This window comes from Amycolatopsis sp. cmx-4-61, assembly GCF_046548775.1.
Taxonomy (GTDB): Bacteria; Actinomycetota; Actinomycetes; order Mycobacteriales; family Pseudonocardiaceae; genus Amycolatopsis.
This window is the reverse complement of sequence record NZ_JAEBEI010000012.1, coordinates 183,453-197,125: the sequence shown is the minus strand read 5'-3', so window position 1 is coordinate 197,125 and position 13,673 is coordinate 183,453. Positions and strand designations below refer to the sequence as shown.

The 13,673-nt window shown below is 72.5% G+C and carries 11 protein-coding genes; 4 read left to right on the top strand and 7 right to left on the bottom strand.

The window, feature by feature from the left end; translation table 11 throughout:
- Complete coding sequence (locus ACLJOU_RS29785; RefSeq protein ID WP_410571868.1) at positions 1-798, bottom strand: helix-turn-helix domain-containing protein; 798 nt, start codon at positions 796-798, stop codon at positions 1-3.
- A gap of 132 nt (positions 799-930) precedes the next feature.
- Here ACLJOU_RS29785 and ACLJOU_RS29780 point away from each other — a divergent pair, with 132 nt between their 5' ends.
- Positions 931-1,185, top strand: a complete 255-nt coding sequence (locus tag ACLJOU_RS29780; RefSeq protein ID WP_410571867.1) for a hypothetical protein — start codon at positions 931-933, stop codon at positions 1,183-1,185.
- Positions 1,186-1,239: 54 nt separating this feature from the next.
- Here the strand turns inward: ACLJOU_RS29780 and ispG are convergent, their stop codons facing one another.
- The 3 genes from ispG to dxr all read right to left on the bottom strand — a co-directional run bounded on the left by ispG (position 1,240) and on the right by dxr (position 4,937).
- Entirely contained in the window at positions 1,240-2,391 is a 1,152-nt protein-coding gene (gene ispG / locus ACLJOU_RS29775; RefSeq protein WP_410571866.1) for a flavodoxin-dependent (E)-4-hydroxy-3-methylbut-2-enyl-diphosphate synthase, read from the bottom strand.
- A 113-nt stretch (positions 2,392-2,504) separates the two neighbouring features.
- On the bottom strand, positions 2,505-3,731 hold the full coding sequence (locus ACLJOU_RS29770) for a M50 family metallopeptidase (protein ID WP_410571865.1): 1,227 nt from the start codon (positions 3,729-3,731) through the stop codon (positions 2,505-2,507).
- Between the two features lie 3 nt (positions 3,732-3,734).
- A complete protein-coding gene (dxr, locus tag ACLJOU_RS29765) occupies positions 3,735-4,937 on the bottom strand; it encodes a 1-deoxy-D-xylulose-5-phosphate reductoisomerase (protein ID WP_410571863.1) in 1,203 nt (400 codons plus the stop codon).
- 94 nt (positions 4,938-5,031) lie between these two features.
- On the opposite strand from dxr, the gene ACLJOU_RS29760 reads away from it, so the two are divergent.
- A complete protein-coding gene (locus ACLJOU_RS29760; protein WP_410571861.1) occupies positions 5,032-5,289 on the top strand; it encodes a DUF2631 domain-containing protein in 258 nt (85 codons plus the stop codon).
- Between the two features lie 25 nt (positions 5,290-5,314).
- Positions 5,315-5,974 (top strand): peptidylprolyl isomerase, encoded by a 660-nt coding sequence (locus ACLJOU_RS29755; protein WP_410571860.1) that lies wholly within the window; start codon positions 5,315-5,317, stop codon positions 5,972-5,974.
- A 43-nt stretch (positions 5,975-6,017) separates the two neighbouring features.
- Here the strand turns inward: ACLJOU_RS29755 and ACLJOU_RS29750 are convergent, their stop codons facing one another.
- Together ACLJOU_RS29750 and ACLJOU_RS29745 are read right to left on the bottom strand one after the other, a co-directional pair.
- A complete protein-coding gene (locus ACLJOU_RS29750) occupies positions 6,018-7,787 on the bottom strand; it encodes an MFS transporter (protein ID WP_410571858.1) in 1,770 nt (589 codons plus the stop codon).
- Positions 7,788-8,035: 248 nt separating this feature from the next.
- Positions 8,036-9,496, bottom strand: a complete 1,461-nt coding sequence (locus ACLJOU_RS29745; RefSeq protein WP_410571856.1) for a PLP-dependent aminotransferase family protein — start codon at positions 9,494-9,496, stop codon at positions 8,036-8,038.
- Positions 9,497-9,524: 28 nt separating this feature from the next.
- Here ACLJOU_RS29745 and ACLJOU_RS29740 point away from each other — a divergent pair, with 28 nt between their 5' ends.
- Positions 9,525-10,307, top strand: coding sequence for an L-histidine N(alpha)-methyltransferase (locus ACLJOU_RS29740; RefSeq protein ID WP_410571855.1), 783 nt, complete (start codon positions 9,525-9,527; stop codon positions 10,305-10,307).
- A gap of 82 nt (positions 10,308-10,389) precedes the next feature.
- Here ACLJOU_RS29740 and ACLJOU_RS29735 read toward each other — a convergent pair whose 3' ends face one another.
- Entirely contained in the window at positions 10,390-13,644 is a 3,255-nt protein-coding gene (locus ACLJOU_RS29735) for a tetratricopeptide repeat protein (protein ID WP_410571853.1), read from the bottom strand.
- Between the last annotated feature and the right edge of the window lie 29 nt (positions 13,645-13,673).

Below are 13,673 nucleotides of genomic sequence, written 5' to 3'. Positions count from 1 at the left end.
TCAGCTTCGCGCCACCTCCGCCCCCTCGTCTTGGAGGAACGGGAGCTCCTCGGCGATCCACGTCCCCGGCGTGCACCCGGCCAGCGCGCGCCACTCGTTCGTCAGGTGCGCCTGGTCGTAGAACCCGCACTCCGCCGCCAGCGCCGCCAGGTCCGTCCGGCCCCGCCGCAGCAGGCGGCCGGCCCGCTCGAACCGCAGCACCCGCGCCGCCTGCTTGGGCGCCAGCCCCAGCTCCGCGCGGAAGCGCTCGCCCAGGTGCCGCCGGCTCCAGCCGACCTCCTGCGCCAGGTCCGCGACGCGCACCCGCCCGTCCGCGCCCCGCAGCCGGCGCCACGCCGCCCCCACCTCGGGCGGCGGCGCCACCGGCGCCACGGCCCGGGCGGCCAGGACGTCGTCCAGCAGCGCGAACCGCTGCTCCCACGACGGCAGCGAGCGCAGCCGCTCCGGCAGGCAGCCGAGGCCGAAGCCGGCGAGGTCGGCCACCTCGCCGCTCAGCTCCGCCGCCGTCACGCCGAACAGCGTCCGCACGCCCAGCGGGTCGAGCTCCAGCTGGATGCCCTCCTGCACGCGGTCCTGCCGGATCAGCACCGCGCTCGTGTGCAGGCCGCCGACCAGGGCCTGCAGGTGGCGTCCGCCCATCCGCACCGGCCCGGCGAGGCTGATGACGAGCGTCACGTGCCGGGACGGCAGGCCGCGGTGGACGGCCAGCGTCACGTCCTCCTGCGCGTACCCGACATAGCGCGTGACCAGGGGCCGCACCACCGGGTGCGGCCGGCGGACAGCCCAGGTCACGCTCATGGTGGCGAGGGTAATCGGCACCACCGACAGTTTTCGGCGGCTCGGGTCGCGGAGGGCGAAGCCTCCGGTGTCACGGCCGGTTCCGCGTCTGCTAACACGGAGGGTGCGTCCCCACCGCGGAAGGAACCCCCGATGACGATCCAGGAACAGGCGCAGCAGCTGGAGCTGCTCGCCGACCAGGTGCCGACCGGCCTCGCGCTCGCCACCAAGAGCGACCTCGAAGACCTCCAGGCCCAGGTGCTCGGCCTGCTCGGGGAGACGTCCACCGCGACCGCGATCCAGGGGGCGATCCAGCTCGCCTCGCAGCAGATCGACGAGGTCGCGGCCGCGCTCGAGAACGTCCGCCTGCAGATCCGCGACGCCGCCCAGCACCACCTACAGGGCTGAAGACGCACCGAAGCCCTCCTCACCGCGGCGGTGAGGAGGGCTTCGGCGGAGAACTCAGCCGGCGGTCACGACCGGAGCGCCCTCACCCATGGACTCGCCCGCCTCTTCGGCGATGCGCATGGCCTCTTCGATGAGCGTTTCGACGATGGCGTGCTCGGGCACGGTCTTGATGACCTCGCCCTTGACGAAGATCTGGCCCTTGCCGTTGCCGGAGGCGACGCCGAGGTCGGCTTCGCGGGCTTCGCCGGGGCCGTTGACGACGCAGCCCATGACGGCCACGCGCAGCGGGATCTCCATGCCTTCGAGGCCGGCGGTGACCTGCTCGGCGAGGGTGTAGACGTCGACCTGCGCCCGCCCGCACGAGGGGCAGGACACGATTTCCAGCTTGCGCGGCCGCAGGTTCAGCGACTGCAGGATCTGGATGCCGACCTTGACCTCTTCGACCGGCGGCGCGGACAGCGAGACCCGGATCGTGTCGCCGATGCCCTGGCGCAGCAGCGCCCCGAACGCCACCGCCGACTTGATCGTGCCCTGGAACGCCGGGCCGGCCTCGGTGACGCCCAGGTGCAGGGGGTAGTCGCACTGCTGGGCCAGCAGTTCGTAGGCGCGGACCATGACCACCGGGTCGTTGTGCTTGACCGAGATCTTGATGTCGTGGAAGTCGTGTTCGGCGAACAGCGAGGCCTCCCACAGCGCCGACTCCGCCAGCGCCTCCGGCGTCGCCTTGCCGTACTTGTCCATGATCCGCTTGTCCAGCGAGCCGGCGTTGACGCCGATCCGGATCGGCGTGCCGTGGTCCTTCGCCGCCTGGGCGATCTCCTTGACCTGGTCGTCGAACTTGCGGATGTTGCCCGGGTTGACGCGCACCGCCGCGCAACCGGCCTCGATCGCGGCGAAGACGTACTTCGGCTGGAAGTGGATGTCGGCGATCACCGGGATCTGCGACTTCTTCGCGATCGCGGGCAGCGCCTCGGCGTCGTCGGCCGACGGGCAGGCCACGCGGACGATGTCGCAGCCCGCGGCGGTCAGCTCGGCGATCTGCTGCAGGGTCGCGTTGACGTCGGAGGTGAGCGTCGTCGTCATCGACTGGACGGAAATCGGGAAGTCGCTTCCGACGCCGACCGACCCCACCTGGAGCTGGCGGGTCTTGCGGCGCTCGGAGAGGACGGGCGGGGGCAGGGCGGGCATACCGAGTGCGACGGTCACGGCTTCCAGCGTACCTACCCCTACCGGGGCACCTTCACCAAGTCAACCGTCACGGTGAGCAGTATTACGGCGGGGGTGAGCGGCCGTGGCCCGGCCGCCACCCCGCCGTGGGACTACTGGCCGAGCCGGATGGGGTTGACGATGTCGGCGGTGACGGTCAGTAGCGTCACCGCGCCGCCGATCAGCACGAGCACCATCGTGATCCCGGACAGCCGCGTGTAGTCGACGGGACCGCCGGCCGCCTTGCCGCGGCGGGCCCGGATCCAGTCGCGGACGCGCTCGTACCAGACCACCGCGATGTGCCCGCCGTCCAGCGGCAGCAGCGGCAGCAGGTTGAACACGCCGATGAAGAAGTTGAGGCTGGCCAGCAGGAAGAAGAACAGGACCCAGATGCCCCGCTCGACGGCCTCGCCGCCGATCCGGCTCGCGCCGACGACGCTGACCGGGGTATTCGGGTCGCGCTCGCCGCCGAAGATGGCGGTGACCACGGCGGGGATGCGCTCCGGGAACTGGACGAGCCGCTGCGCCGTCTCGGCGAACATCGTGCCGGTGAAGTCGAAGGTGGCGCCGATCGCGGCGACCGGGCCGTACTGGATGGTCGGCGAGTCCACCTTCGGGGAGGCGCCGATCATGCCGACCTCCTTCACGCCGGAGGGGCTCCAGCGCTGCACCTTCGGCACGTCGACGACGAGCCACAGCTGCTGGGTGCCGCGCTGCACCTCGAACACCGTCCGGCCGCTGGTGGCCTGCACCGCGGTGAGCATCTCCTCCCAGGTCGCGACCGGCTTGCCGCCGACGGAGAGCACCTTGTCACCGGGCCGCAACCCCGCCGAAGCGGCCGGGGTCAGTGCGTCCTGCGGGCAGGGGGCGTTGGCCTGGGCCTCGGCCTGTTCCTTCGTCGTGGTCGGGCGGGCGCAGGAGGTCGAGTCCAGCACGGGAACGGTCGGGGTGGGGTTCAGGTTCGGCAGGCCCATGGTCACGGCCATCAGGTAGAGGACCACGAAGCCCAGGATGAAGTGGGTGATCGACCCGGCCGACATCACGACGGTGCGCTTCCAGGTCTTGAACCGCCACATCGCGCGCGGCGCCTCGTCCGGGGTGACCTCGTCGAGCGCGGTCATGCCGGCGATGTCGCAGAACCCGCCGAGCGGGATCCACTTCAGGCCGTATTCGGTTTCGCCGCGGCGCCAGGAGAACACCGTGGGCCCGAAGCCCACGAAGTACCGGCGGACTTTCATGCCGAAGGCCTTCGCGGTGACCATGTGCCCGGCTTCGTGCAGCGCGACCGAGACACAGATCCCCAGCGCGAACAGCACGACGCCGATGATGTAGGCGAGCACCCGCTACTTCCCCTCGATGATCGAACCGGCCCGGGCGCGAGCCCAGCGCTCGGCCGCGAGAACGTCCTCGACGTCGCGTGGCTCGCGACGCCATTCGTCGGCGGCTCCCACCACCTCGGAAACAGTGTCCACTATCGACGTGAAGCTGGTGTTCTGCGCGAGGAACGCCGCCACCAGCTCCTCGTTCGCGGCGTTGTAGACCGCGGGCAGGCAGCCACCCGCGGCCCCGCAGTGCCGGGCCAGCTCGACGGCCGGGAACGCCTCGTCGTCCAGCGGCTCGAACGTCCAGGTCGCGGCGGTGTCCCAGGTGCACGCGGCGGCGGTGCCGGGGACGCGGTCCGGCCAGTGCAGCGCGAGCGCGATCGGCAGCCGCATGTCCGGCGGGCTGGCCTGGGCGATCGTGGAACCGTCGGTGAAGGTCACCATCGAATGCACGATCGACTGCGGGTGGACGGTGACGTCGATCCGGTCCGTCGGGATGCCGAACAGCAGCGCCGCCTCGATCAGCTCCAGGCCCTTGTTGACCAGGGTGGCGGAGTTGATCGTGATGAGCGGCCCCATGGACCAGGTCGGGTGCGCCATCGCCTGCTCGACGGTGACGCCGGCCAGTTCCGCGCGCCGGCGGCCGCGGAAGGGGCCACCGGACGCGGTGAGCACCAGCCGGGCGACCTCGCTGCGGTGGCCGGCGCGCAGGGCCTGGGCGATGGCGGAGTGCTCGGAGTCGACGGGCACGAGCTGCCCGGGCTTGGCGGCGGCGAGCACCAGCGGCCCGCCGGCGATGAGGGACTCCTTGTTGGCCAGGGCGAGCGTGGCGCCGGTGGCGAGCGCCTTGAGCGTCGGCTCGAGGCCGCGGGAGCCCGGGAGCGCGTTGAGCACGGTGTCGACGGGCACGGCGTCGATCAGCTCGGTGACGGCGTCGGAGCCGGCGAGCAGCCGCGGGAGCTTGAACTCGCCGCGGGCGTACCCCCGCTTCTGCGCCTCGGCGTACAGCGCGAGCTGGACGTCTTCGGCGGCCGTGGCCTTGGTCACGGCGACGGCTTCGACACCGTGGGCGATCGCCTGCGCGGCGAGCGCGGCCGGGTCGGCACCACCGGCGGCGATCCCGGCCACCCGGAACAGGTGCGGGTTGCGCGCGGCGACGTCGAGGGCCTGCACGCCGATGGACCCGGTGGAGCCGAGCACGAGAACGCTTCGCGAGGTAGTCATCGCCGGTCATTGTCGCGCGGGGCGTCTCCGCGGCGCACCCGGAGGTGTGGGATCATCGGCGGGTCCGAGGTTCACGGGGTTTGAGGAGTTCATCGTGGCAGGCAAGGCGGTCGAGAAGAGGCGGCCCGAGGTCGACCCGCGCGACGAGCCGTCCGCGGCCTGGGGCTGGCACGGCTCGTTCCCGAAGGCCACCCGCATCGCCGGCTGGCTCAGCGCGATCATCCTGCTGGTGATGATCAAGGGCAACCACGAGAACAACACCGAGAACGTGTGGCTCGTCGGGCTGTCGCTGTTCCTGATCCTGCTGCTCGTGCTGGACATCCGCAAGCAGCGCACGGCCTGGCGCAGGTAGCCGGTTTTTCGCTAACGTCCCCGGCATGAAGCTGCGCTGGGGACTTGCTCTTGCCGGTGTACTGGGCGCCTTGCTGGTGGCCCCCACCCCGGCTTCGGCGTCGGTGCCGCTGGTTCGGTGCACGTTCACGCCGACACCTTCGAACCCGGCGGCGCGGCCGGTGGTGCGTCCGCTGCCGTTCGCTCCGACGCGCGGGACCATCGATGTGACGTTCCGGTTCAACTACGGGCCGGTGACGGTCCGGCTGGATCGTGGCGGGGCGGCGCCTTGCGCGGTGCACAACATGGTGTCGCTGGTTCTGCAGCGGTTCTACGACCATTCGCAGTGCTGGCGGTTGTCCGACTCCGCTCGCCTCGGTGTCCTGCAGTGCGGGGACATCTACGAGGTGGAAAAGGGCGGACCGGGATACGAGTTCCCGGACGAGGTTTCGGGCGCCGAGACGTACCCGCGCGGGACGATCGCGATGGGGAACCAGGGCCCGGGGACCAACGGTTCGGAATTCTTCATCGTGCATTCGTTCGCGCACATCCCGGCGAACTATTCGGTGATGGGGCGGGTGATCCGCGGAATGCCGGCCATCGACCGGATGGTGGCGGACGGCATCATCCCGACCGATCCGAACGGGCCCCTGGACGGAGCCCCGGCGCACCCGGTGAAGATCCAGCGGGCCACGGTCGGCTGGTGACGGAAAGCCGGGTGCCTTCCGGCACCCGGCTGCCGAGACACCCTCAGCGTTCGCTGGACGGCGACACCAGTTCGGTCGGTCCGCTGCCCGACTCCCCGGCCACCGCGGCCAGCTCCTCGCCCACCGACTCGCGGTCGGCCGGCCGCGCGTCCTTCGTCAGCAACGACGCCACCGCCCCGATCAGGCACACCACGATGGCGAAGCCGAACGCCACCGCCAGCCCCGACTGGAACGGGCCCGAGATCAGGTTCGGGAAGAAGCTGCGGCCCGTCAGGAACGACGCCTGGTCCGGCGGCAGGGACGACAGCTGGCCGCCCAGGAGCTGCTGGATCGGGTTGTAGCCCAGGAACGCCGCGAACAGCACCGCCACCGCCGGGAGGTTCGCCACCTGGGCCGCCGCCGCCTCGGGGACGCCGTGCGCGACCAGGCCGTCGTGCATCGTCGACGGGAGGCTGCTCGACAGACCCGAGATGATCAGGCTGAAGAAGAAGCCGATCGACAGCACCATCGCCGCGTTCTGGAACGTCGTCATCATGCCCGCGCCCGAACCGCGCGCGTCCGCCGGCAAGCTGTTCATCACCTCGGCGCGGTTGGGCGAGGAGAACATGCCCATGCCGATGCCGTTGATCAGCAGGATCGCGGCGAACGCCCAGTAGTCGAAGTTCACCGGCAGGACGATCAGCAGCAGGAACGTCACGGCCGTGATGAACAGGCCGCCCGAGGCGAGCAGGCGGCTGCCGATCCGGTCGGCGAGGATGCCCGACGTCGGCGCGGCCAGCAGGAAGCCGACCGTCATCGGCAGCATGTAGATGCCGGCCCACAGCGGGGTCTGCTCGAACGTGTAGCCGTGCTGCGGCAGCCAGATGCCCTGCAGCCAGATGATCAGGATGAACTGCAGCCCGCCGCGGCCGAGGGACGCCGTCAGGTTGGCGACGTTGCCCCAGGTGAACGAGCGGATCTTGAACAGGGAAAGCCGGAACAGCGGGTTGTCGACCTTCGACTCGATGATCACGAAGGCGACCAGCACCGCGAGCCCGCCGATCAGGCAGCTCAGCACGAACGGGCTGCCCCAGCCGGTCGGCGAGGAGCCGTAGGGCTGGATGCCGTAGGTGATGCCGATGAGCACCGCGATCAGGCCGACGGCGAAGGTGATGTTGCCCCACCAGTCCATCCGCGCGTGCTTGCGGACGCCGGTGTCGTGCAGCTTGAGGTACGCCCAGATGGTGCCGATCACGCCGAACGGCACCGACACCAGGAAGATCAGGTTCCAGTCGACCGGCGCGAGCACGCCGCCCACGACCAGGCCGAGGAACGAACCCGCGATGGCCGCGACGCCGTTCATGCCGAGCGCCAGGCCGCGCTGGTTGGCCGGGAAGGCGTCGGTGAGGATCGCCGAGGAGTTCGCCATCAGGAAGGCGCCGCCGACGCCCTGCACGATGCGCCAGCCGATCAGCCACAACGCGGCCGCGTCGCCGTCGAACCACGTGACGGCCAGCATGATCGACGACACCGTGAACACCGCGAAGCCGAGGTTGTACATCCTCGCGCGGCCGTACATGTCGCCGAGCCTGCCGAAGCTCACCACCAGCACCGCGGTGACCACGAGGAAGCCCATGATCATCCACAGCAGGTAGCTCGTGTTGGCCGGTTCCAGGGGGTTGATGCCGATGCCCTTGAAGATGTCGGGCAGCGCGATCAGCACGATCGAGGAGTTGATCGTGGCGATCAGCATGCCCAGCGTCGTGTTGGACAGCGCGATCCACTTGTACCGCGGCCCCAGTTCCGCGATCGAATACGTCCGGCGTTCCGCCACTGTGCAACCTCTCTGCTCGCAAAGTCCCTTAGCTAGGCTAAGCAAGTTGCTTGCGTATGGCAACCAACAGGCGGAAACACGTGGGAGAGCATGATCACAGCCGCTTGACTGTCCTTTGAGGACCCTTTACCGGACGGGTGTGGACAACTCGACCGCGTGGGGCCGGTTGTGGACAACTGCGGTGCGGGGCCCGTGGACCAGCGAAATCTGTCAGTGCCCTCGGGTAACGTCGAAACCGGGGGTCCCCCTCACGGCGAGGCCCCGATCAGGCGCCCGAGCACCGCCACTCCCTCCGCGATCTCCGTCGCCGTCCGGGCCGCATACCCCAGCACCAGCCCCGGCCGGCCGGGTCGTTGCCGGTGCCACGACAGCGGCTGGACCTTCACCCCCTCCGCCAGCGCGGCCGCCGCCAGCGCCACGTCGTCCACCGGAGACCCGAACGTCACCGTCAGGTGCAGACCCGCCGCCGCGCCGTGGACCACCGCCGACGGCATGGAGGCCGACAGCGCCCGGATCATCGCGTCGCGACGACGGCGATGCCGACCCCGCACCACCCGCAGCTGCCGCTCCAGCTCGCCCGTCTCCATCAGCCGGGCCAGCACCAGCTGCGCCAGCACCGCGTTCCCCAGGTCCGCGAACCGCTTCGCGGCCACCAGATCGGCGAAGAACCGCGGTGGCGCCAGCAGCCAGCCCACGCGCAACGCCGGCGCCAGCAGCTTCGACACGCTGCCCATGTAGCACACCTCCGGCAGCATCGACCGGACCGCGGGCACCGGCGCCCGGTCGTAGCGGTGCTCGGCGTCGTAGTCGTCCTCGAGCACGATCCCGCCGGCCGCCGCCCAGCTCATCAGCTCGCGGCGGCGCTCGCCCCCGAGGACCACCCCCGTCGGGAACTGGTGGGCCGGGGTCAGCAGCACCGCCGGTGCGTCCAGCGACGCCACCCGCACGCCGTCGTCGTCGACCGGGACCGGCGGGGTTTCCAGGCCGCTGTGGTGCAGGTGCTGGCGCGCGCCCAGCGACCCCGGGTCCTCGACGGCCACCGCGGAAACGCCGTGCTGCCGCAGGACCTGTCCCAGCAACGTCAGCGCCTGCGCCACCCCGGCCACCACGATGATCTCGCCCGGGTCGGCGCGGATCCCGCGGTTGCGCGCCAGCCAGCGCGACACCGCCAGCCGCATCGACGGCGCGCCGCGCGGGTCGCCGTAGCCGAAGTGGGACGGCTCCAGCTCGTCCAGCACCGCCCGCTCGGCGCGCAGCCATGCCGCCCGCGGGAACGCCGTGAGGTCCGGGACGCCGGGGGTGAGGTCGATCCGCGCCGGCGCCGCGCGGACCGCGTCGAAGACTTCCGCACCCGGCAGAGGCGTGATCACCTTCGAGACGAGCCGGCCCGGGGAAGGCGAAGGGGACGGCGGCAGCACGGGCGCGGCGACGATGACCGTCCCCGCCCGGCCGCGGCCGGCGGCGTGGCCGTCGTCGATCAGCCGCTGGTAGGCCTCGGTGACCACGCCCCGCGACACGCGCAGCTCGGCGGCCAGCACCCGGGACGCGGGCAGCCGGCCGCCGACCGGGAGCCTGCCGTCGGCGACCGCCGCGCGCACCTGCCCGGCGAGCCAGTCCGCGAGGCCGCCCGGCGGTGCCTCGCGGACGTCCAGCTGGAGGAAGTCCGACCCTATGGACCCCTCCGGCAGCGGGGGTTTGGCCCTGTCCATCGGACCATTGTCGCAGGACGCTGGGCTCATGGACACCGCTTACGTGCACGGGTACACCGAACCCGAAGCCCGCCGCCTCGGCGACCAGGCCGACACCCTCGCCGACCTCCTGCACGCCGGGACGGCCTATCCCGCCGGCAGCCGCGTGCTCGAGGCCGGCTGCGGCGTCGGCGCCCAGACCGTCCACCTCGCGGCCCGCAGCCCGGCCGCGCACATCACCGCGGTCGACGTCTCCGAGGCGTCGCTGCGCCAGGCCCGGACCCGGGTCGAGGGCGCCGAGTTCCGGCGGGCCGACCTGTTCGACCTCGACGGCGAGTACGACCACGTCTTCGTCTGCTTCGTGCTGGAACACCTGCCGGAGCCGGAAAAGGCGCTGACCCACCTGAAGACGCTGCTGCGTCCGGGCGGCACGATCACGGTGATCGAGGGCGACCACGGCTCGGCGTTCTTCCACCCGCGCAGCGAGCACGCCCAGGCCGCGATCGACTGCCTCGTCCGCCTCCAGGCCGACGCCGGCGGCGACGCGCTCATCGGACGGCGCCTGTACCCGCTGCTGACCGGCGCCGGGTTCGCCGACGTCACCGTCGAACCGCGGACCGTCTACGCCGACGCGTCGCGCCCCGGCCTGGTCGCCGGGTTCACCCGGGACACCTTCACCGCGATGGTCGAAGGCGTCGGCGAAACCGCCGTCGCCCGCGGGTTGGCCACGCCGGACCGCTGGCAGCACGGCGTCGCCGACCTGCACCGGACCACGCGCGAAGACGGCACCTTCCACTACACGTTCTTCAAGGCCACCGGGAGCAGGCGGTGAGGCCGCGGCTCGCGGGCAGCTCCGACGTCGTCGACCGGGACCTCGAACGGCTCGAAGCCGACCTCGCCGCCCGCGAGCCCGATCAGCCCGCGACGCGCTCCAAGGCCGTCAGGTGGTTCTTGACCCGGATCGCGCCCGGCACGCATTCCCCGGCGTAACAGGCCAGTGCCCGCTCCCAATGCGAGCGCGCCGCCCCCGGATCGCCGAGTCCACTGTGTACTTCGCCGAGCCCGCAGTGCGCCCGGCCCTGCTCGGGACGGCAGCCCGTTTCCTTGGCCACGGCCAGGGCTTCGCGGTGGTACCGCAACGCGTCCGAAGCGGCACTCTGTCCGCCGTGCGCGGCGGACAGAGTGCCGAGGCTGTTGAGCACGCGGGATTCCACGCCGCGGTCACCGCATTCGCGGGCGAGGCTCAGCGCCTCTTCGAGGTGCTGGGCCGCTTCCGCGTGCCGTCCCTGCGCCAGCCGCACGTCGCCGAGGTGCTTCAGCGCGACACTGCGGTTGGGCGGGCTGCCCGTGTCCTGCGCGATCTCCAGCGCCCGCTCCAGGTGCGCCGCGGCTTCGGCGTACCGGCCGCGCGCGTGCTCGACGTCGCCGAGGATGCCCAGGGCGTACCCCTCGCTCACCCGGACACCCATCGCGCGCAGGTGCGCCAGCCCCTCCGCCAGGAACTCGGCCGCTTCGTCGTGCCGGCCCAGCGCCGACAGCACATCGCCCAGGTTGACCAGCGCGTAGCCCTCGGTCGTGCGGTCGGCGATGTCCCGGGCCAGTGCGAGGGCCTCTTCGAGGTAGCCGATCGCTTCGCCGTACCGGCCGATGCCGCGGCAGGAGCAGCCCAGCACCACCAGGACCAGGCCCTCGCTGGTGCGGTCGCCGGACTTCCTGGCCAGCGCGAGCGCCTCCGTCGAGTACCCGATCCCCTCGGCGAACCGGCCGAGCGCCCGGCAGACCAGCCCCAGCGTGTTGACGGCGTGGATTTCGGTGCGCCGGTCGCCGGTCTCCCGGGCGAGGGCGAGGGCCTCCTCCAGATACCGCAGCGCCTCCGGCGACCGGCCGACCCGCCAGTGGCCCAGCGCGATCAGGATCAGCGGTTCGGCCTCGGCCGCCCGGTCGCCCGTGTGGTGGGCGAGCGCCGAGGCGTGCGTGTGCAGCACCAGGGCTTCCTCGTGGTAGCCGCCGACGTCGAGGTAGTGCCACAGGATCCCGGACAGCAACCGCAGGTGGTCCGGCCAGCCGTGCCGCGTCGCGTGCGCGGCGACCGCCAGGAGGTTGCGGCGTTCGGCCTCCAGCCACGCCTGCGCGTCGAGAACCTTGACGTCGGGGTCCGGCACGCGCGGCCGCAGGTGCCGTTCCTGGGGCAGCACGACGTCCATGGCCTGCCCGGCCGAGGAGACGTAGAAGTCGAACAGCCGCCGCTGCGCTTCACGGCTCTCGCCGGGATCTTCGGCGGCGAGCTCGGCGGCGTAGACGCGCAGGAGGTCGTGCAGCTGGACGCGGTCGTCGCCGGTCCGCTGCGCGAGGTGGGCGCGCACGAGGGTGCCGGCCAGCCGTTCGGCCTCGGCCGGCGGGACGTCGGCGAGGGCGGCCAGCGCGGGCGGCGTCAGGTCACGGCCGGGGTGCAGGCCGCAGAGCCGGAAGAGGCGGGCGGCGTCGGACGCGAGGTTGCGGTAGGACCAGGAGAAGACCGCGCGGACGGCGGTGAGCGGGTCACCGCCGCCGTCGAGCAGGTCGAGCCGCCGCCGTTCGTCGGCCAGCTCCGCGGCCAGGGCGGCGAGGCGCTCGCCCTCCCGGCTCAGCGCCAGCTCGGCGACCAGGCGCAGCGCCAGCGGCAGCCGGGCCGCGTACCCGATCAGGGCCGCGGTGGCCTCGGGTTCGGCGTCGACGCGCGGGCCGAGCAGCGCTCGGAGCAGGTCGCGGGCTTCGGCCTCGGTCAGCAGGTCGACGAGCACCCGGCGGGCGCCGTGGCGGGCGACCAGCCCGGGCAGCGCGTCCCGGCTGGTCACCAGCACCAGGCACGTCGGCGAGCCCGGCAGCAGCGGGCGGACCTGGCCCACCGCGTTCGCGTTGTCCAGCACCAAGAGCATCCGCCGCCCGGTGAGCGCGGTGCGGAACTTCGCGGCGCGCTCGTCCGGCTCGGCGGGGATGTCGGCGCCGGGGACGCCGAGGGCGCGCAGGAACCCCGACAGGGCGTCGCCCGGGTCCACCGGCCGGACGGTGCCGTAGCCGTGCAGGTCGAGGTACAGCTGGCCGTCGGGGAACTCCCCGGGCGAGCGCTGCGCCCAGTGGACCGCGAGCGCGGTCTTGCCGACCCCGCCCGTGCCGGACAGGACGGCGATGCGCGCGCCGGTGTCGCCTTCGTCGCGGTGCAGCAGCGCGTCCAGCTCGGCCAGCTGGGCGGCGCGGCCGCGGAAGCCGGGGACGTCGGCGGGCAGCTGCGCCGGCACCCGGGACGGCGGCTCCGGAGCGGCGAAGTCCTGCCGCAGCACCTGCCGCTGGGCGGCCCGCAGTTCGGGGCCGGGCTCCAGGCCCAGCTCGCCGGCGAGCCGCCGGCGCACTTCGCCGAACACGTCCAGCGCGGCGGCCTGGCGCCCGGACGCGGCGAGCACCAGCATCAGCTTGGCGTGCGCGGACTCGTTCAGCGGTTCCTCGGCGGTCAGCACCCGCAGCTGCACCGCCGCGTCTTCGGGGTCGGCGACCTCGGCGTAGGCCAGCACGGCCTTGGCGCGCCGCATCGCCAGTGCGAGCCGGGCCGGGTGCTGGCGCAGCCGTTCGACGTCGGCGAGCGCCGGGCCGCGCCAGAGCCCGAGCGCCTCCTTCGGGGCGTCCCGCGCGAGCAGGGCCTCGAAGCGCAGCAGGTCGAGCTCGTCCTCCCCGGCGACGAGCCGGTAGCCGCCCTTGTCCGTGGCGATGAGGCCGGCCGGGCGCAGCGCCCGCCGCAGCCGCGCGACGTAGGTGTGGAGCAGGTCGAGGCAGGACGGCGGCGGCTCGTCCCAGATGACGTCGACGAGGTCTTCGCGCCGGACCGTGCGGTTCGGCTGCAGGGCCAGCATCGCGAGCAGCAGGCGTTGTTTCTCCGCGCCGATCTCCACCGGTTCGGCGCCCCGCGTGACCGTCAGGGGACCCAGCACCCGGATCCGCACGGGTTCCGGCGGGGCTTCGGCGAGCGCGTCCCGCAGCTTGCGGGCCGTCTCCGGCCGGGGCCGCCGCACGCTGCCGAGCTCGGCGTTGCGCACCGCGCGCAGGCTCAGCCCCGCCCGCTCGGCGAGCTGCGCCTGCGTGAGGCCGGTGCGCACACGCCGCTCCCGCAGCCATCCGGCGAACGACGGGCCTTCGTCCACAGGCGTCCTCTCCTGCGTCCCCCGAGCGG